The sequence below is a fragment of the Variovorax ureilyticus genome, assembly GCF_050632185.1.
Taxonomy (GTDB): Bacteria; Pseudomonadota; Gammaproteobacteria; order Burkholderiales; family Burkholderiaceae_C; genus Variovorax; species Variovorax ureilyticus_A.
The window spans coordinates 4440684-4460816 of record NZ_CP192579.1 but is presented as its reverse complement, the minus strand read 5'-3'; the positions used below and the strand labels follow the sequence as shown (position 1 = coordinate 4460816).

Below are 20133 nucleotides of genomic sequence, written 5' to 3'. Positions count from 1 at the left end.
ACGCGCCGATACTTGGCACCTCTATGACGGAACCTGAGATTCGCGACTGCTGCAGCAACTTATGACTAGAGTGAAGATGTACCCCGCGAGGAACGGTGATGCGTTTCTTGTTGACGCTGGCGGCCCGCATATCCTCGTGGACGGTGGCTTTGCGAGTACCTATCAGGACTACATCGCGACAGATTTGGCACTGCTGGCGGCTCACGGCGGGCGGCTCAATCTGGTCATCTGCACACACATTGACGGCGACCACATTGGAGGCCTACTTGAGTTTTTCTCTCTCAACGGCCCATCGGAAAGACGTGGCATAGAGGTTGGCGCGGTCTGGCACAACAGCCTACGTTCGCTGCCTACCTCGACCTCGAGGCCAGGGAACGTTAACGACCGGATGCTTCTTGAAGCCATCCGCCGACGTGGGTACCAGGACGCTGCGGTCGCTTCGGCCAATCCCATCAGCGCTCGACAAGGAAGCTCGCTTGGCAAGCTCCTTCGGCAGTACGCCTACAGCTGGAACTCGGGGGACGGGACGAACTGCATTAGCGATGGCACAGCCCCACTGTCCGTCGGAGGCAACGTGGGCCTCCAAGTCATCGGACCGAAGCCCGAGCGCCTTGAGGCGTTGAGGGACTTGTGGCTGCGCGAGGTCCGAAAACTGGGCTACAGCGGTTCATTGGATGCCAGTGACCTCCTCGACGATGCGTATGAGATGTGGTGCGCTAGTGCGCCGCCGCCGACTGTTCCGACGGCAGTGCCCATTGCGGCAAGCGCCAATCTGCGTTTGGCAGACGTCTACACGCCGGACACGTCCATCTCGAACGGCAGTTCCATCGCTTTCATCATCTCCGCGGGGCCTACTCGGCTTCTCTTCCTGGGAGATGCCTGGGCAGAGGACACTGTTGCCAAGCTCAAGGCCATGCAGCCAGAAGCTGCCCCACTCGTCTTCGACGCCATCAAGGTCTCGCACCACGGTAGCCTCCGAAACACGAGCGTGGAGTTGCTCTCAGTCGCAGATTCCCCTTGCTTTCTCATCTCAAGCGATGGAAGCCGCCACGGGCATCCGGACTTCGAGGTCCTGGCGGAAATCGTGGACCGGCCGGCGCCGTTCGAACGGCAGTTGTTCTTCAACTATGAAACGGCCGCGACTGAGCGATTGAGAGCGCATGCCTCGAGGTCTGGAACAGCCTTCACTGTGCGTGTAGTTGATAACAAATGGATTCAGGTGGGAGGAGTTCAAATTGACTGAAGAAGAAATCAAGCGGGCGACCTGTCAAGTGGTCGGCAAAGACGAAGTGGGCACTGGATGGCTCATCTCTGCGAACCTCGTACTCACGGCATATCACTGCGTCGAGGCAGCAGTGACTGCGGGCGAGCCAGTCGTGGTTCGATTCGGCACGGGCACAGCCGCAATCGAGCACACCGCGGCGGCTGGTCCATGCGACGAGGACCTGGATGTCTGTCTGCTGCAGTTACTTGCCCCTCTCCCGTTTGAACCCATACGCATCGACGCTGAAGGCCTCCGGCCAGGCGAGAAGTGGAATGCGTTCGGCTACCCAGTGGCGAAGATGCAGCTCGGTCACGTCGTTAGAGGTGAGATTCAGCAAGTGCTCGCCGAGCGGGTGCACCGCATGGACCTGGACCTCTCAGTTGAGCCAGGGACGCACCTGTCGAACTACAAAGGCCTTTCTGGTTCGGCATTGATGGTGGGGTCAGTCTGCAAAGGACTGTTGCGGCTCAACATCGACAGTGCGCTAGGTGCTGTGAGTTTCGAGAAGCTCAAGGCATTTCTGGAGGCTAACGCCCTCCTGCCACAGGAGCCTTTGAGCGGCAACGCCGCACAAGATTTTGGTACGCGGCCCGCGTTCGATGAACTCTTCGAATCGAGCATCGAAAAGAAGGGCGCCGGCTACCTCTTTTTAGAGGGCTCACACGGAGTGGGCAAGTCGACGTACTGCTCAATGTTCAGCCCCCAGTCGCCAGCGCTGGAAAACCTTGGCGTGTACCACTTCACTGACCGCGCCAGCGGGGCGACGCCGGCCCAACAGGTCCAACCAGAGGTCTTCTTCGACTGGGCAAACTCGCTTCTCTCCACGCGGGCGACCGGCAGACCAGCCAGGCTGATGGACCTCACGTATGGCCAGCTAATTGAGCGGACAGGCGAAGTGCTCAAGTCGCTGGCCGCGCGCAGCAAAAAGGCCGGCAAGACTGGCGTACTCTTTATCGACGGCATCAACGAAGCGGCCTTCGCGGGCGACGAAACCCTAAGGCGATTTGTTGGACTGTTGCCGCAGCGCGTTCCTGATGGCCTGGTGATTGTCATCACGGGCGTTGGGCTGGACTCCCTTGCCGCAAGCCTTGGGCCCATTCTGCACGGCGCTGAGCGCTTGACGCTTCCCACTCTAGAGCGGGACGTCCAGTACGGGGTCTGCACCGGATTTCTGGACGACGACAAGGTGACGACGCAAATCGTGGCGGCCCTCTGTGACCGCGCAAAGGGCCACCCACTCTACCTGCGCTACCTAGCCGACTTGGTCAACAGCGGCGCCTCCGAGGTCGACATCGCTGAACTGCCGGTGTTCAGTGGCGCCATCGAGGACTACTACGAGACGATTTGGTCCAAGCTCGCTCTCGACAGCGACATTGTCAACCTACTAGGCATCATCGCCCGCCTGCGTGGGGGCATTCCCGTCGCCACCTTGACGTGCATGCTCAGCCCTGCCGAACTGGCGGTCTTGCCATCAACCCTGCTGCGGGTTCGGCATCTTCTCGCCAGCCCTGAGAACACGGCGATTTACCACCCTTCGTTCTCGCAATTTGCCGTTTACAAGACTGCACTCATCGGCGAATGGGTGCACATCCGCCTGGTCGGCTTTTGCACCGCCAGCCAGAGCGGTGACTACGGTGTTCTCAATAAGGTCTACCACGCGCTGCGAGGCGGCGACCAGCAACAACTGCAGGCTATTGCGCACTGCCAGCAGGCATGGGTTGACGACTCGGTGCTGCGAGGGGCGGAGCCAGATGTCCTGCTCTCGGACATCGACGAGACGCTAGCAGCAGCAACCAGAGTCGGCACGGCCCTCGACATCATCCGTCTTCTGTTGCTCTCGCAGCGACTGACCTTCCGGTACGACGTACTTTTCGTTCAGTCCGCTGAGCTAGTGGCCAGCGCACTTGTCGCGCTCGGAAAGACGGAAAGCGCACTTCGACACGTCGTACGCAATGGGCGCCTGGTCGTCTCAGCCGACGAAGCGTTCTCCGTGGCATGTGCCCTGACGCAGCGGGGCAGCACAGAGCTCGCACTAGATGTCTTGGAACTTGTTCAACGCGAAATCAATGTCGTCTTTGACAAGATGCGCTCCGGTGACGGCGTTAGCCGTCAAGAGTTCCTCACCGCGACAAAACTTCGAATTCACGCCTTTTCGCTCACGAGGGCCGCAGGCGACGACCCGCCATTCACCAGGTTCTTGCGAGCCATCATCCAAGGCGTCTTGCGCGGCCCCGACAGCCAGTTCTCACCAGAGGAAGGGGCTGAAATCGTTCGCGAGCTCTCAGGTGAAATGGCGGGCGCCCAACTGTGCTTGAAGGCCGAGTACCGACCGTTCTCGGAACTTAAGCTGTCGATGGACGTGGACTTGAGCCACCTACTGCTCATCTTCCTGCAGACGCTGGCGCATGCCCAGATGTACTCGGAACTCTACGGCATCGCGCTCAACCAGAACATGGTTGCGCTCCTGCTCGAAGACATTGCCAGAGTCATCGACGCACCCCTGGAGACAGACGACCGGCGCATCTTCTTCACCGATGCCTTGATTGAAGCAGGTGCTACTCCAAGCCTCGTAAAGACGTACTCCGCAGGAGTTGACCTGGGTAACGGGACACTAACGTTCTACAAGAAGAACCGGTCCGACCCGGACGAGTCCGGGTTCGACGATGCGATTCGGCAACTGCGGGCTTCCGCGTTCCTCGATGATGGCTACACCACGCCTTCGGTGCGGACTCCGACGGTCGATGATTGGGAGCAGGACCTACAGGTCCTCGCCCAAGCGCTTGCATGGTGCGATGGCAAGGCCCGCAGGGCCTTCGCTACAGGCGACCAGCCTGCCTTGGATGTGGTGTGGTCATGCGTGGCTGAAGACCTTCTGCCTTCGTTGGCATTCACCTTCGAAACGCGCATCCACTGGGACTCGAGTTACCTCTTGCCCGAGGCTGTAGTGCCGCGGCTTTACGAGCGGCTGGCAAAGCTGCTGCTTGACTGCTTTTCAGCTAAGGCAGTTGTTCTTCTTGATGCATTGGAGCGCGGATTCGACATCCAGCTTGGCCTCTACAACGAGGGCTTTCGCAAGACGCTTGCGCAGGTGCTGCGTCTTTTCATCGAACGTATGTCCGGCACTCCGTCCGCCGGCAAAATCTTTACGCTCGTGATGCGCTGGAGGGACTACGCCGCCACGAACGTTGAGAACAGGTTCGAGCTCATTCCGGAGCTCCTGCAGATTGTCCCCTTGCTCGCACGGCTACATGCGGACGAAGAAGCGCTGAGGACCTACCGCATGGTGCTCTCGTTCTCGATGGGACCCAGCTGGTACAAGGAGGACCAGCTGTCCATGATGACAAGCACCTTGGAGGCGCTGCCAGCCGCTTCACCGGTCGCAGGAACTTCGCTCGCCCAGATTGCCGCCCTTCTGGAGCGCGCCACGGGCGAGATGACTTTCCAGCGCTATGTACGTGCTGACAAGGGCAACTACATCGGGGAGCTTTGCCGTCGCTCCCTTTTCTCAGATGCCATCAGGTACTTTCAGCACCAAAGCTGCGGCACCCTCAACGAACTGTTCGCGCAGGCGACTAGCGGAAATCTCGACCGGGTGTCGACGCTCGTCGGCATGCGCTTTCCTGGGGCCGCGCTGGAGGAACAGGCGGCCTTGCTTGCAATTCTGCGCAAGGTCGGGGCGCAAGCAAGCTGGCAGCTGCGGTGGGCGCTCTTGGAGGTATACCAGCACGGGGACGAGAGGCACCTCAGGGACTGGGGCCGCCAATACGCCGGAATTATCTCGGAACTGGTAGACAGACCAGACGACCTCGCGCTGGCGAGCGCCAGGGTACGTTCGATTGTGGCTTCGTTGAACGACGAGCGAGCCTGGCTGCTGCTAAGGAGCCTTGTCTCAAGTCTTGCGCCTGAATCCCGCTCCCCATTCGAGCCTTACATTGAGGCAGCAAGGTCCAAGCTGGAACCCCAACAGGTCCAGCAACTCACATCCAGCTTCGGTCTGCCCCACGAAGAAGATGAAAAACAGCACCGCAAAGCCGCCACGAAGAGTCGCACCGGCAACGATGCCCAAGCGGATGATGACGACGACCGCTTCGTCTTGCCTGGAACGTTCGGTAAGCGCTCAGCCGTGCAACCCGCCAACGCGCACCTCGAGGCGGCGCGCGACCAGCTGACAAAGCGGAATTTCGCCGCAGCGGTCCAAGAGAGCCTTCACGCCCTGAAGACACTGCAGACAGCGGGATGGTCCATCTGGGCGGACAACCACTCGGCGAGGTTTGCCGACGAACTCATTAGTGCTCAAGTCCAGAGCGCAGACGAACTCGCCAGACTTTACGGACCACTGGCCCTAGACGAGCGCCACACCCAACGTTGGAGAATTGCCTCTCACCTCATATCCCTTGTGGGAGAGAAAGTCACTGCGTGAGATAGCCCCCTGATTCTCCGGTCCCGTCCTATCGCTTATCTTTCAGATAGGAATAGGACTATGAATACGACTAGGCATACGGAGTCGGTAGAGGTGATTTTGAAAGACCAGCGCCGCAGGCGCTGGTCCCTCCCGGAGAAAGCAGCGCTCGTGCGGCGCACCTACGAGCCGGGCATGAGTGTTTCCCTCGTGGCCCGACAGGAAGGCGTGGCTGCCAGCCTGCTGTTCCAGTGGCGCAAGCTCGAGCGGCAAGGGGCATTGACGGCCGTCTCTGCAGGCGAAGCGGTGGTGCCGGCATCCGAACTCGCAGCCGCCCGTGCGGAAATCGCCAAGCTGCAGCGCGTGCTGGGTAAGAAGACCTTGGAGAACGAAATCCTCAAGGAAGCCGTGGAGTACGCCGCGGAAAAAAGTGGATTGCGCGCTCGCCCTTGTTGCCCGGGGAAGACCAGTGAAGACGGTCTGCCGGACGATGGGGTTGGCGCGCTCGCATATGCGCGACCTGCTGGGACGCGACGAGGACTGGAAGGACGGGCGCGCGCATCGCACGCCCAGCGACGATGCCGGCTTGTTGGCCGAGTTGCGGCAGGAGATTGCCGAGTTGCCGAGCTATGGCTACCGGCGTGCCTGCGCCCTGGTGAACCGCCAGCGCGTGGCCAGGGGCGATGCTCGGGTCAATGCCAAGCGCGTCTATCGTGTGATGGCGCAGGCCGGGCTGCTATTGCCCAAGGCGCCGCGACGACGCCAGTCGGCCCGCACGCACGAAGGCCGCGTGGCTGTGGCGCGCAGCGACCTGCGCTGGTGCTCCGATGGCCTGGAAATCAAATGCGACTCGGGCCAGACGGTGACGGCCACCTTCGCCAAAGACTGCTGCGACCGGGAGGTGATGGCATGGCGGGCCTGGGAAGGTAAGGGACTGCCGGGCGAACCGGTGCGCGAGATGCTTATCGAAGCGGTGGAGCGGCGCTTCGGGGCGGTGGAGGCGCTCCCGGCGGGGCATCGGCTGGAGTTCCTGAGCGACAACGGCGGGGCCTACATCGCGGCGGACACGCGGGCGCTGGCACGTTCGCTGGGCCTGACGCCTATCAACACACCGGTGTGCAGCCCGCAGAGCAATGGCATGGCCGAGAGCTTCGTCAACACCTTCAAACGCGACTACGTGGCGCGCATGGACCTGCGTGACGCACAGACCGTGTTGTCGCAGTTGCCGGCCGCCTTCGAGCACTTCAACGAGGTGCATCCGCACTCATCGCTGAAAATGCGCTCGCCTCGGGAGTTCAGGCGGCAACAGGCCGCACGCGCGCGCCAGGTGCCATCAACAGACCAGGCGCTTTATTGCGAATAGGACGGGGCCGGGAATACAGGGGCAACATCATGCGGAGGAGGGCGCATCGCTCCTGGAGGTTTCGATTGACCACGTAAGGCAGATTGTGGGCGAGGGCGTGCCGGCACCCTTTGCCTACATTGGGACTTCCCCGCACGGCAGTGCGTCTGAGTCTCTCCTGGAGCTTCTGCTTTGGACGCTCGACCACCCGAATTGGGCTCGGCGTGACGCCGCTGCGTCCATGCTTTTGTGGCTCGCCCGCTCGGATGGAGCTTGGCTCCCAAATCTCGCCACTTTGGCCTTCTCGATGGACAGGAGAAATCGCGCAGACATCGCCGCGGCAATACTGGACATCCTCTCACGCGAAAATTCGGCCACTCTCTGGCGCCACATCGAGTCGCACGTGGATGTTGCTCAAATCGCCGAGCAGTGCCGACATCTGAGCAGACTCGTGACGTTCATGCGAATAGCTGAGCGCGCGGGCAAGCGAAGCATTCAATCCGCAGAGGCCGCCGCAAGGACGCTACTTGACCGGTTCAGCGCCAGCAGCGGCATGCCCGCTTCCGCCCGGGACCTGAGGCCGCCTGAATATGTGCCGCCGTCGCTGCAGGGCGTTTGGTACGAGTTGTCCGAACTCGGCCTCTTGACGGACGGCGCGCTCCAGGCGTTCGCCTCGCAGATGGCCGACTGCTGTTCACCACTGGGCATCAACATGGGACGAGAGTTGGAGGCGCTGGTCGCCGAGGGTGGCCGAGAGAACGCGGATTTCTCAATCGGCCGCTGGGCGTCGACCGTGCGGTTCGCGCTGAACGCCGCGCTCATCCAGCCCATGCCCGCCAGCTTGCTCAAGAAGGCTGAAGCGGTACTCCGGACATACAACCCGGAAAGCCTTGTAGAACCCGAGAACGGGAACGACCTACTGGCAGGTCTCATCGCATCCTTGGAGAACGGCAAGGAGCGCAGCTTTGCGCCGGCTCATCGGAATCTGGTGTTTCTTGACCTTGTGTGCTTCATGGAGTTGCAGGGACGTGTCGCTCACGTGGAGCTGACAGCGCACCTCATCCCGCCTGGGCAGCAGCAGCGTGTGCGGCCGACACCGCCAAGCTTCAAGGCCACCGAGCTTCCTCGCCCAGGGCCCGAGGAACCTATCGCCGTATGTGGCAGAGCTCTGCCTGCTATCGCGTACTTGGGCTGCATAAGCCCGGCAATTGCAGCTCCTCGCTTCCTGCAGCTCGTGGGGGCACAGCCGTCAAACACCGTTCGGTACCATTGGAGGCACGGAAGTACGGTGACAAATCTGGCTTCCAGCCGTCGTCATGAGGCCGCGTTACTTGCGATTGAGCGCGACGCCCTTGCACTGCCCGACGGCTGGCAGATGCAATGGATTCTGAGAGTCAACGGCCATGTTCGAGTGGTTCTGAGTAAGTTCTAGGGGGTACCAGGCAATGTTTTCGCTGATGCAAACGCCCTCCACGAGGGCCGAGTTCGAGGAGCGGATGAACTTTGCGCGTGAGCAGGTGAAGAACGGAATGATGCATTTCGCGAAGGGGCTGCGGGGGCCTGACAGCCTGCTCAATGTGCGCTACTTGCCGAACCGACGAATAGACCTTCTCAGCATCGACGAGATGGCGCGGTTGAACGCGAACACGAGCTACCAGATGCGCAACTCAGAATTCGGGAAGATGTTGTCGGACGACGAGGGACGTTGAATAGTGCGAGGTTTGGGTTCGCGTCGACGCTCTTGGAGCTTGACCGCTGCCGCGAGCAAGCATTTTCGGAGTCGAACTTCAGGTCGGAGATGGAGCCTCAACTCCGGGGCAGCAGCTATTGGCTATGCCACGTATTCCGTGTCTTCAACCCGCACAGCGTATTGCGACAGCTGCTCGATACTTCAGCATGGTCCCAGCCAGCAAGCCTGACATCGAGTCCTTCACGTGGAGAAATCTCAACGCCGACGTTTACCTCGGAGTTCACGCCTCCACTATTCGGCACTACCTGGATGATGTGGTCCTTCCAGTGCTCGATGGAATCGACGCGCGCCACGAAGAATTGAAGCGTAGTACTGAGGTTCTGGCCGCGTTTGAACTCGCTGACCTGGATAAGCTGCGAACGTCAACTATCGAGGCGTTCGTCCTGTCGGTTCAGTCGATATGGGAACGGCATTTTCGCGACTACGTCGTGTCTTGTGCACGTGAGATTCGTCGACCAGCCAGCTACACCGACGGCCTGAAAGCCGCGTCCTGGCCCAAACTCTGCAAGGCGTTCGAAGAGCTTCGCGGCATCCCAATGACCGCCTTCGACAGCTTTGCGGATTTGGATTTGCTCCAGTTGCTTGGAAACGCGTGCCGGCACGGCGACGGAATCTCCGCAACGCGACTGCACGACCGGCATCCAGAGCTATGGCCGAACTGGCCCCCAGAGATGGTCGACCTGTTCCCGGGACCCACGGTAGAAGTCGGAAATCATCCAGGTTTCTCTGCCATCGTTATCCCGAGGCGGTTGCTCCCTCGGCTAGGGCGTGTTAACACTAATGGTGCCGACCATGCCCACTCGCCGATACTCTAGGCATGGAAATCACGCCCGAGCAATTTGCCTGGATTGAGCACTGTCTGCCGACGCAGCGAGGCAATGTGAGCCTGACGAACCTTCAGGTCGTCAACGCCATCCTGTACGTGGCCGAGCATGGCTGCAAGTGGCGAGGGCTGCCCAAGCGCTTTGGCAACTGGCACACGATCTATACGCGCATGAACCGCTGGGCCAAGGCCGGCGTGCTCGATCGAATGTTCGAGGAGCTTCAGAGGGCGCAGGTGGTTCGCATCAGGATCGAGGCTGTCTCGCTGGATTCCACGAGCATCAAGGTGCATCCGGACGGCACTGGGGCGTTAAAAAAACGGCCCACAGGCCATCGGCAAGTCCCGAGGCGGATGGAACACCAAGATTCATATGGTTGCCGCGGATGCTCGAACGGCCATAACGTTCTCGCTGTCGCCGGGTCAAGCGCACGATGCACCTGAAGGTCGGGCACTCCTGAGCCGGCTTGGTGCTCCTGGTCGGCCGCTGCACCTGCTCATGGATCGCGCCTATGAGGGCAACGAAACGCGCCAACTCGCGCTCGACCTGGGGTTCATTCCTGTCGTGCCGCCTCTGAAGACCCGCGTTGAGCCCTGGGAGTACGACCGAGCGATGTACAGGCGCCGCAACGAGGTCGAGCGGTTGTTCCGCCGCCTCAAGGGCTACCGCCGAATCTTCTCGCGCTTCGACAAGCTCGACCTGATGTTCCTCGGTTTCATCAGCTTCGTCCTGGTCGCCGATGGCCTCCGTTTGTGTTAACACGCCCTAGTTCGAGCGGTGATTTGGTTCTGGGACGACCACAGCTACATCTATACCAACAGCATAGAGCGCAAGCACTCGTCAGTAGAAAACACCCTGGCCGACATGCGGGCGGTGAGAGCCGCGCGACGGCAGTCGACGTGAAGCGATACCGGTCGGCGCGTACGCGCAGCTTGGGAAGGTGAGAGGGCCCACGCACAGCGATTCGTGTGAGCAGCCGAAGCTGTCCAGGCGGCAGTAGTTCTGGGCCGCAGGCCATGGCAACTCCGCGCATGCCGCGTTGGCGGTATGCGCCTCGTCCGAGCCGCGCATGCGCGGCGAGGTCCTATGATGTCTTCGAGGCCGCGCCAGCATTGGGTTTGTGGCGGATGAACGTGGGAGCATTCACTTTTTAAGCCCCGAACAACATCCCAATCCAGGCAAACCGAGTGAAACCACCCACTCAATCCGAGATTTGCGGGGGCGATTTCACTTTCCGTATGCTGTCCTCGTAGAACACCTGCGAAGACTTCACAAATTCGAATCGGCCGCGCCTGCGCTGGTAGGACTCGAGAATGCCGGCAGCCTTGAGCTTGCGCAACACCTCTGTGATTTCGCGCCCGAGCTGGACCGGCTCTCGATTCCAGAGTTTGGCAAGGGCCGCGATTTCAATCATCGACACCTTCGTCGACCAGATGAGGTCCGCGAGCGCAGTTTGAAGCCCGTCAGCGAGCCGATTTCTTGCGCGCATCGGAATCCAAGTCCGTCCCAGGGCTTCAAGGGCATACGCGAGTTTGGCGCTCATCTCCACTGCGAAGTTCCGCTTTGCCCAACTGGCTTCGGTGATGAGACCGAAGACCACTCCCCGGTCACCCTGAAACTTAGTGATGGTGAAGGTGGCAGCCCGCAGGTCTATGAGCGCGCTTCGAAGCGCGCCAACATTCGCAGTGCACACATCACGTCCGATGAGACCGAGAAAGTCCTTTGCCGAGAACTCCAACGAGGCGTCCCCCTTCAGCCCAGCAGCAAGGAGCAGGAGCCCCAGTAGGACTCGCTTGTGAAACTGGCCAAGCTTCGGCCCTTTGTATGCGATGAACTGCCCCTCCACTGGCTCGTCGACGCTGTCGGGACGGTGGATGTCAAAAACCGCGTCGATTTGCCCCTTTGGAAATCCCACGCCGAAGACACCCGAACGTAGCAGGTGCGGAACAAGCTGACCAATACCTGGACGCGCAGGGTGGTACTTTCGAAAAGCCTCTATCTCTTCTTCGATTCGGATGTGCTGCGCCTCGCTGTAGCCGAGGTGCCTATCGCGAGCCATTGTTCAGCTCCTCTTTCATTGGGAACGCGGCGATTGCAGGCTGCTCAAGCCATCTGGTCACATCTCTGTGCCGCCAGCGAAGAATTCGGGTCCTGGGCAGCGTGAGGGGCGTGGGGACCTGGTCGGGGTTTCTGCGAACGTCTCGCCTGATAGACCGAGGACTGCGGCCGAGTGCGGCGCAGAGGTCGTCGAGTGTCAAGAGTTGGGTCATGTACCGGTGGTTGTTGGCACTCGGGAAAGTCGAATTCGCCGCCGAAGTGCAGCTCACGCTAGCGCGTTGAGTTGACCCGTCTAGCGGAGCGATTTATTCATCGACGGGGGCCGTCAATGGATGGCCCCCACTTTCGGAGAGAGTCAAAACACCTGGCTGTCCAGCAGGGGCCGCAGGTACAAACACCCGCACGCAGAAGTCACCATGCCCTGGTGCGGAACCAGCACCGCACCGGTCGCGAGGGTCTGGACCGTGCACGCCTGGACGTGTCTAACGCTAGGAACGCTCGCAATATGCGAAGCCGTTCCGCGTTCAATGCGACCGGATAGGAAGAGACCGAGGGCAGTTTCGGCGAAACCTTTCCGTGAGGGCATCTTCATTGCAGCCAATGCTTGTGTGCGCAGTTCTCGAGCGTCAGGCTGAAGTTCGAAACCGGCGGACGCAAAGAGAACACTGTTGGGAAAATTGGCTGCGAAGGCCATCGAGCCAGCTGCGGCCCACGCGTCAATCATCGCCCACACTTCGGGGTCCAGTGGGTTCGCGAGCCAGTACATGACATCGGCGCCAATTTGAAGCATAAACGAAAGCATCGGCAAAGGTGTCTCTGCCAAATCGACTGTGCCCCACGACAGGCTGATAGGCAGATTCGGTTCGGGCTTCATCGTGCCAGGCTGGAAGTAGCCTTCCAGCACAGGGAGCGTGCCGAGACGAGCCGCTTGCGTTGAGTGCTTGCGATATTGCTTTGCTTGCTTCACCCGACCGAAAGGCAGGCACGGCAGAGAGTTGGGTACATTGAAGAGGCGGGTCAGGGTCATACGATTCAGGTCCTTGTGAGGCCGAGCACTCACGGGCGGCGCTCGACTACTCGTGTAGGAACCGGGACGTTTCCTCTTGCGTTTTAGGCGCTATCCCTGTCGCACTTGCAGCGCTTTAGAACAGCGCTAGCTCTAGCAACAACTACTCGTCCGGCGGCGAGCGACTCCTTCTCACCCGACCTCATCCGTGCGTCCGCTGGGCGAAGCCGCCGTTCATGTCGAGCTCTAACGAGATGTATACATCTCGGGAAACTACTGATGTCTTTCGGTTCTTGAGACCAAAGAATCGCGCTCCTTGCCGCTTTGGCAGAACATGTTTTTTGGTCAGGAGGTGGTGCCACGCTGAACTCCCGTCCTGCTCGCGGCTAGACCGCTCGAGCCCACGTTGCTGTCGGTTCCCTGCCGACGGCCATCAATCTTTTTCTTGGCGCACGAGATGCGCTGTGGGCGCAGCTTTGCCCGAACAAGAGGGAACTGAGATGGCAATTTGGAGCATTGGACCGGTCGTCGAAGAGCCAGAGGTCGAATTGGTGGACTGGCGCGTCTACGGGCTACGCGGCGTCTACGGCGATTCAGTATCCAGGCACTTCGCGGGAACCTGTGCGGCTGAGGGCTCCGGCCGTGTTTCGTCGGGTATTCAAACGTTCGATGCGGCGCGCCACCGAGGCACGACGCGCAGCGGAAGGGTCTACGAGTTGGTCGGCCGGCCTGGCTGGAGCATGAACGCCGACTACGTGTGGAGTGCCTTCTGCCGCATTCACCCCGTCCAGGAAGTCCGCGACGTCACCTTCGAGTTCGCTGAGCAGGCGAAACGCGAGACGCCCGTCGGCCGAAGGACGAAGCCGTGATAGTCAAACGGCAGCCACCTCCCAATCTTGTTCGTAGGTAACTCGGCCGGGCGTACTAAAGAGTTTTAGGGGCGCTTTAGGTCACGCGCGCTTCTCTATACGCACCGAGTTCATCAATCGAAGACATAGAGGAAAACTTATGGCTACTCGCCGCTACAGCCCCCGCCCGGGCCTGAAAAGGCTCGACATTGGCATCCGCAAGACTGCCCCGACCTTCGGCCGGTCGGTGTTTCTTACCGACGCCCAGAAGTCCATAGGGGCAATCGCTGTTGAGAGCCCCTCCGAGCGCCTGATATCCCAACTCCTTGGCCTCGACCCCACTGTCCGCACCTTCCAATCTCAGCCGCTGACCGTCGACCTGCTGCAGGGTACCTTGCTGCTAACGTCCGAGGAGAAAGCACAAGCACGGCAGCGAGACCGAGTACGCGGCGAGCGCTCCGTCTTCTACACCCCAGACTTCCTCGTTCAGCTGTGTTCGGGGGCATCGATAGCCATCGAAGTCAAGACTGAAGATTGGAACGGCGATGCGGCTTACCAAGAGAAGCTTTTTCGCGCTAGCGAAGTGCTGGCGTGTCATCGCATCGACTTCGCTCGACTGGTCGTTCCGTCGCTCTGGTGCCACCCGCTGAAAACCAATGCACCGCTGCTGCACCAAGCGGCCAAGCGACTGGACCTTCGTCCGACTGCGGCCGTCCTGGAGAAGCTTGAGGTGTTAGCCGACGGTGGCGCATGTACTTTGGGAGAGTTCTGCTCCGGCATCGGCGTCGACATGCGGACGGCCCCGGTTCTCATCGTCTTCGGGGCTCTGAAAGCAGACGTTCTCAAACATGAGCTGAACAGCAAGACCCCTGCACAAGCCGCGTACGGAGACCTCAGCCACCTCAGCGTCCTTGGAGGACTGGCCCAATGACCTTCCTGAAGACAAACGATGAGTTCATGGGGCCAGGCTCGACCGAGCCCGTCCTTGTCGTCACCGACAGCGGGCTCCCTCATCACCGCGTCCGCGTACTTGACCTATCCAGCAACGAGGAAAAGGTCGTACGCGTTTCCGAACTACGTGAACGAATCGACGCTGGCGAACTGTCACACAGACGCCCTGGCTGCCCGCGAGTTTCTCTTGCTGCTCAGCGGGACCCTGCGCTCGATGCAGCCACTAGCAGGGCCCTAGAAGAAGTCGGTGAGGTGCGCAAGTTCAGCCAGCGCTTCGACTTGAGCATCAACCAGGCATACCAGGCCGTCCAGAAGAAGCACGCTTCGGCCAAGGGCGTCGATGGTGCAAACCAATGCATTCCTTCCCGAGCGACCATCTACCGGCGCATGAAGGCTCAACGGGAGGGTCGGCCAGTCCTTTGCGGCAACGCGAATAAAGGCAATCAGACGCCGCGCTACAGCGATGAAGTCATCGGGCTGATTGTTGACAGCGCTCGAACCCTGCATCAGCAACAAGAATCTCGCTGGACTATCAAGTCCCTGACCGAGTATTGCAACCAGCAAGCGCGCGACGCGAAAATGCTCTTGCCAAGCGATTCCATCAGTCCCAAATTCGTCAGGAAGGTCATCTTGACCGAGTTGAATTCTGATGCAGACATTGCCCGCTTGCCTCCACATCTGCGCGCGTCCACGAAGGCAGTAGCCAAGAACAGAATTCGTGTCGACGGATTTTTGCTGCGGGTCGAGCAGGATGCTCTGCATCTACCTTGGCAGGTACAGACGCCATCCGGCGAACTTAGAGACCTTTATTGGGTGCATGCGATTGACGTAGGGACGGGCCTTCCGGTCGGATGGGCACTGTCGATTGGCGCGCCGACATCTTCGACAAGCCTCGCTTGCGTCGAATGCATCCTCTACTCCAAGAAGGAAATCTTTGCGGAACTGGGTATCCACCACGTGGTCGCCGACCTCTATGGCACGCCGAGCGTCCTCGTTCTTGATAACGGTCCTGAAGCAAAGAATGAACGCGTCGGCGGCCTGGTTCGTCTTGGTATTGATGTCCAGTACTGCAAATCCAACCATCCGCACCACAAGCCGCACATTGAGCGGCTAAACAAGAGCCTGAAGGAAGCTCTTGAGACACTTCCAGGTTGCACGCGAATGGATGGCAAGGACGGCAAGCGAGACCCTGGCGCTCTTGGTGACCTGCCGATGCCCATCGATGAGCTTGTACGCTGGATTGTGCGTTGGTACTTTGAGGAATGGGCGCTCAAACCGCTCAAGCGTCTCGCTCGCTCCAACATCGCCCATGGCTTGGACCTTGGAATCACGCCTCTCGCGCGACTGCAAAGCATGGAGCAGCTTGGTCGCGTCGTGCCGCTCCCGCCGAATCGAGATGATTGGACGCGGGTCAAGTACGAGATGGAAACGCGCACTCTCGCGCGAACCACAGGCATCACTGTTGACACATTTCATTTCCGCGGAAACAACCTCGACCGGCTTATCGCGCACTTCGGGGAAAACGAAGTTTCGGTCCTCATCGACCGAGAAGACTTCCGCACCGTCCATGTGGTTCATGGGAATGAGCTGGTTGAGCTGGTCAATATTGATGTCAGCGAAAGTACCCCAGCTCACTCCTTTGAAGCAGCGAAGGCCATGGAAAAGGCCGCGCTTGAAGCCGCGCGACTTCAGGGCGCGCCAATTGTCGAGAAGTTCCGTAGGGATGTGTTTTCGGCATCGGTTCCCGGCAAGGGCAAGCCTGCAGGTAAGCGTACGGCCGCGAAGTCCTCCAAACAGAATCGTGAGAACCACAAGCACGCGCAAGCTGTTGAGAAGGCGCTGTCGCGTCCATTGCCGCCAGCTCTGACAACAACCGGGGCTTCTTCGAAGACCGAGTTCTCCTTTGACCAACTCAATGTCCTGCCTGTCGTCGACCGGAGGACCGGAAGCGCACTATGACCAAAAACGCACCACAAAGTCTTCGCCACATCATTGAGACATGTGAACTTTCGCACGCGGAATTTTCCGACCACTACAACGTTCTCAAGCGCCGTATCGACGATGCCATCTCCGGTAGCCATCCCCCAGCGTTGTTGAGGTTGATTGGACCCTCGCGAGTTGGCAAGAGCATGTTGATTACCAATCTCGCACGGCATTACCCAGACTTGAGGGTGAATGGCATCCGTCAGATTCCGGTGCTCGTAGTCGAGGTCCCCAGCCCCGTAAGTCCCAAGGAAATGCCCAAGAGTGTTCTCCAAGCCTTGGGCGTTCCCACAGCTCGCGGCAACAGCGTTGACCTGTTCGCAAAGATGAAGACTCTGCTTGAGAAGGCAGGGACCAAGGTCGTGCTCTTTGAAGAGGCGAGCCACATCGTGGAGGTCGGTACGAAGATGCCACCGCGTGCCGCCGGCGATTGGTTCAAACAACTCCTCGACCGAGTTGGAGTCACCGTCATCATGTTCGGGGTGCCTCACTTGGAGAAGCTATTTGCAAGCAATGAACAGTTGCGCAAGCGAGCTCAAGCGCCGCGAGAGTTTCGTCCGTATGACCCGACTGACGATGAGCAGCGCAAGGCGTTCGGTCAATGCGTCATCACTTTCGCCAAGATGTTCGCGGATGCCGGGCGCCCATTTGACATGAGCATGGACATTTTGGTCCCGCAATGCTTCCTCTTCTCAGGGGGCCTCGTCGGCGTAGTCAGCAAGTTCATGTCGCAGTTGGCGTATGACCTGGAGGAGGAGCCAGCCAAGCCGATTACCAAGATGGATTGCGTGAAGGCGCTGAAGGCTATCGAGGCATCCGGTCACCCCGAACATCCTGCATTTGAGCGCGACCAAGTAACTCTGGTCGAAATGGAGCAGGCACACATCTACACCCTTGAAGAGGCGAAACTTTCCCGCCGCCGACGCTAAACATGAGTTTGATTCAGACCTTCGCACCCCATCCCGACGAGTCGGGCCGGGGCTACTACCGCCGCCTCTCCTCTTCCAATGCACTTAGCAGCTGGAAGGACCTTGCCCGCCATTGCGCCGAGCGCGTTACCCATGATGCCTTGTTTGCCCATCCCGAGCAGACAGCAATCAAGCTTGGCCTGGAGCCGGCTTGGTGCGCTGCTGCAACAGCGCAAGACAATGCCGCGCGTGGCTGGACAGGATTGAGGCGTTACCGTCGTGATGCTGTGTGCGTGCACTGCCTGCGGGAATCTGCACACCTGCGTGCCACCTGGGAGCATGCATATGTGGCTGCCTGCCCCTCGCATGGCGTGCTGCTACGCGACACTTGCTCGGGTTGCGCGACGCCGCTGCGCGACGGACGGGAGCACATTGAACTATGTGACTGCGGCTTTGACCTGCGCGCGATGCCAACGGAGCCGGCGACTTCAGCGCAAATGTGGGTCTCGTCGCTACTTGAGCGCGGGATTGCTCAGATTGAAAACTTTGGACCCGCGCTGAGTAACACAGACATCGACGTTGGGGGAAAGCTCATCGGCACGCTGTGCAAACAGCCTGACCCGAAGGTGGCTGCTCGCCGGTCGAATGCCGCGGCACCTTCGACGATGGACGGCCTGGTCGCATTCCTTTCGCCGCTAGAGTTCCTGTTGTCCAAGTGGCCGACGAATTTCCGACACCATGTCAGTGAACGTCTGCGCGTCGGCCCTCCGGAGGGCCGCACCTTGAACAGGCGACTTGGTGCTTGGTATCGCCAGCTCCGCAAGCTTTGTGACCACACGGCCATACATCCCTTCCTTCATGCCATCGCCGATGTCGCGCAGGCGGAGTTTGATGGCGTACTTGGGCGCGACGCTGCCGCAAAGGTCATCAACAGGGAGGCGGTTCATGTTTCCCTATTGGAGGCAGCTGCTCGTATCGGAATCCAGTACTCGTCGCTTCAGCACTTCCGTGACAAAGGGGAGGTGAAGTGCAAGGAGCTCAAAGCGCGTACCAACGGCTATGTTTACCAAATTGCGGTCAGTGAGGTCGATGCCATCATTGCTGCGCGGGCAATGTGGACGTCAGAGAAGCAGGCGTGCGAATTGCTGGGCGTTCCGCCGAGTGTTTTGGGACACCTTTGCGATGCCGGTGTTGTCGTCCGAGAGGCGAGCTGGAAGGAAGACCTGCGGAAAGGCGGGCCTATTGAAGTCGCGTCCATCCGCCGCTTGACCGAATGCCTCCAGCGGGCGGCAGCGGAGCCCGCAGCTGGGGAAGGGCGGCGCATTGCCGTGCGGGAGCTGACTGCGCGATATGTTGGGGACAAGAAGGCCTTGGCATCCGCCTTCCAGGCTATCGCCTCAGGCGCCGTTTCCCCGGTGAAGGGAGGCAGGCTTGCGGGCGACTATGAATACCTGTGGGATGACGTGGCCAAGCACTACGCCAGGCCTGCCCTCGACCAAGGCCTCACTTTGCAGGCCTTGTCGGAAGCGACTGGATACAAGCATGAAAGCATTGGACATTGGATAGCTCACGGCTTTTTGAGGTGTTTTGAGGTACTTCTTCGCGGTCAGCCATGTCGAGTGGTGACGCCCAACCAGCTTGCGGACTTTCGCCGCGAGTACCTCCCCTTTCTGACCTGGCGAAAGTTCTTGGTACGAAGCCCTCTGCCCTGGTCCGGCAGCTTCGGGGCATTGAAGTCGTGGGCGCACGAGTACTGCCGGACGGCGAGCGCCGTGGTGGGCTGATTCGCGTCGCCGACTTGGCAAGGGCAGCATTCCAGAACCCAGTCTAGTGGACCGGCAACGGTCTCTTCCAAGGTCATAGGAGCTCTCCGCCCAAAGCTGACGCCAGGCAGCTCCACCCAGCGAGATTTCTTGATGTGAAATCTCGCTGTTTTCATTTTTGACTCCAGCCGGCTAGGATGCGCTGCATCCGGCCGGCTTTTTTATGTTCGCCGGGCGGCGCTCAGCTTGAGAGTTTCTCAGCGGATGGCTCCCATCTGTCTCAACGGGTGGTTCCCAAACCTTCGCTAAGTTGTTGTCAGCCCTAGAGGTCGTGTCTCAGCTTATGCGTCCTTCTACAGACCGGGGCCGCGATCGATCATCGATCGCTCGCCACGCTCATGGGGCGGGAACTGCGTGTAAACGCTATTCCTAGCCCGACTCTTGCTTAGCAAAATCTCCGGCGGAATTGACGCCATTCGAGCAAGAGGACAGCAAATGAACCCGAACCGGTCTTGGCGGCCCCTGTGGGCTGCGGTGATGATGCTGGGGGCCTTCGCCTCCGCGCAGGCACTGACCAATCCCCCGATCCGGATGGCGCAGGGCATCGAGTACATGTGCGGCGGCAGGACCAGCGAGGAAGCGGCGTTCATGCAGACCGTGTCGCCGCGCTGGGCGGCCACGCTGGAGTTCGGCATCAGCCGGGCCGGCCGGAGCGTTCGTTTTCCGTCCGACGTGCACGTCACCGTGCGTGAGCGCTACACCAGCCGCGAAGTGATGCAGGCCGATACCGGATCGCCCTACATGCTCGCGCGGCTCGATCCCGGCGCGTACGACATCGAGGCGACGATGGGCGGCATCACGCTGACGCAACCGCTCGTCGTCTTCAACGGCGTTGCCGCCAAAGCCGTATTCATGTGGCCCTCGAATGTGGATTTCGCCTCCGCGATGGGCACGAACCGCCCTGAACACCAGGCCGCCATCAGCACGGGCGACTGAACCCGCTCCGGCGGAGGAACCGCCGGCCAACCCGCGAGGATCTC

The 20133-nt window shown here is 60.1% G+C and carries 15 protein-coding genes; 13 read left to right on the top strand and 2 right to left on the bottom strand.

All coding sequences use genetic code 11. The features are described from left to right. Positions 1-76 precede the first annotated feature (76 nt). The 7 genes from avs1a to ACQ858_RS22085 all read left to right on the top strand — a co-directional run bounded on the left by avs1a (position 77) and on the right by ACQ858_RS22085 (position 10335). Positions 77-1243 carry an AVAST type 1 anti-phage system MBL fold metallo-hydrolase Avs1a gene (gene avs1a / locus ACQ858_RS22115; protein WP_431276924.1) on the top strand — a complete coding sequence of 389 codons (1167 nt, stop codon included), beginning with the start codon at positions 77-79 and terminating at the stop codon, positions 1241-1243. After that, positions 1236-5684, top strand: coding sequence for an AVAST type 1 anti-phage system protease Avs1b (avs1b, locus tag ACQ858_RS22110; RefSeq protein WP_431274657.1), 4449 nt, complete (start codon positions 1236-1238; stop codon positions 5682-5684). The genes avs1a and avs1b overlap by 8 nt, the downstream gene beginning before the upstream one ends. A 60-nt stretch (positions 5685-5744) precedes the next feature. Further along, positions 5745-7026 (top strand): IS3 family transposase gene (locus ACQ858_RS22105; protein ID WP_431273081.1). Its coding sequence is split into 2 segments (ribosomal slippage): positions 5745-6085 and positions 6084-7026, totalling 1284 coding nucleotides; the frame shifts between segments, so codons are not numbered across the junction. Positions 7027-7246: 220 nt separating this feature from the next. Further along, positions 7247-8437 (top strand): hypothetical protein, encoded by a 1191-nt coding sequence (locus ACQ858_RS22100; protein WP_431274656.1) that lies wholly within the window; start codon positions 7247-7249, stop codon positions 8435-8437. Between the two features lie 25 nt (positions 8438-8462). Further along, positions 8463-8714 carry an AVAST type 1 anti-phage system protein Avs1c gene (avs1c, locus tag ACQ858_RS22095; protein WP_431274655.1) on the top strand — a complete coding sequence of 84 codons (252 nt, stop codon included), beginning with the start codon at positions 8463-8465 and terminating at the stop codon, positions 8712-8714. 187 nt (positions 8715-8901) lie between these two features. Further along, positions 8902-9570 (top strand): hypothetical protein, encoded by a 669-nt coding sequence (locus ACQ858_RS22090; protein WP_431274654.1) that lies wholly within the window; start codon positions 8902-8904, stop codon positions 9568-9570. Positions 9571-9572: 2 nt separating this feature from the next. Beyond that, positions 9573-10335, top strand: a protein-coding gene (locus ACQ858_RS22085; protein ID WP_431274653.1) for an IS5 family transposase whose coding sequence is annotated in 2 segments (ribosomal slippage) — positions 9573-9892 and positions 9891-10335 — 765 coding nt in all. Because the reading frame shifts where the segments join, the coding sequence is not laid out codon by codon here. Between the two features lie 442 nt (positions 10336-10777). Here ACQ858_RS22085 and ACQ858_RS22080 read toward each other — a convergent pair. Beyond that, positions 10778-11635, bottom strand: coding sequence for a hypothetical protein (locus ACQ858_RS22080; RefSeq protein WP_431274652.1), 858 nt, complete (start codon positions 11633-11635; stop codon positions 10778-10780). Positions 11636-11989: 354 nt separating this feature from the next. After that, positions 11990-12661 (bottom strand): hypothetical protein, encoded by a 672-nt coding sequence (locus tag ACQ858_RS22075; RefSeq protein ID WP_431274651.1) that lies wholly within the window; start codon positions 12659-12661, stop codon positions 11990-11992. A 479-nt stretch (positions 12662-13140) separates the two neighbouring features. Between ACQ858_RS22075 and ACQ858_RS22070 the strand changes: the two genes are divergently transcribed. The 6 genes from ACQ858_RS22070 to ACQ858_RS22045 all read left to right on the top strand — a co-directional run bounded on the left by ACQ858_RS22070 (position 13141) and on the right by ACQ858_RS22045 (position 20089). Beyond that, positions 13141-13509, top strand: coding sequence for a hypothetical protein (locus tag ACQ858_RS22070; protein ID WP_431274650.1), 369 nt, complete (start codon positions 13141-13143; stop codon positions 13507-13509). Between the two features lie 139 nt (positions 13510-13648). Further along, on the top strand, positions 13649-14419 hold the full coding sequence (locus ACQ858_RS22065; RefSeq protein ID WP_431274649.1) for a TnsA endonuclease N-terminal domain-containing protein: 771 nt from the start codon (positions 13649-13651) through the stop codon (positions 14417-14419). Then, positions 14416-16398, top strand: a complete 1983-nt coding sequence (locus ACQ858_RS22060; protein ID WP_431274648.1) for a hypothetical protein — start codon at positions 14416-14418, stop codon at positions 16396-16398. Before ACQ858_RS22065 ends, ACQ858_RS22060 begins: the two co-directional genes overlap by 4 nt. After that, positions 16395-17351 (top strand): ATP-binding protein, encoded by a 957-nt coding sequence (locus tag ACQ858_RS22055; protein WP_431274647.1) that lies wholly within the window; start codon positions 16395-16397, stop codon positions 17349-17351. Before ACQ858_RS22060 ends, ACQ858_RS22055 begins: the two co-directional genes overlap by 4 nt. 2 nt (positions 17352-17353) lie before the next feature. Further along, positions 17354-19114 (top strand): TniQ family protein, encoded by a 1761-nt coding sequence (locus tag ACQ858_RS22050; RefSeq protein WP_431274646.1) that lies wholly within the window; start codon positions 17354-17356, stop codon positions 19112-19114. Positions 19115-19588: 474 nt separating this feature from the next. Next, positions 19589-20089: a hypothetical protein gene (locus ACQ858_RS22045; RefSeq protein WP_431274645.1), complete on the top strand. Its 501-nt coding sequence runs from the start codon at positions 19589-19591 to the stop codon at positions 20087-20089. The last annotated feature ends 44 nt before the right edge of the window (positions 20090-20133 follow it).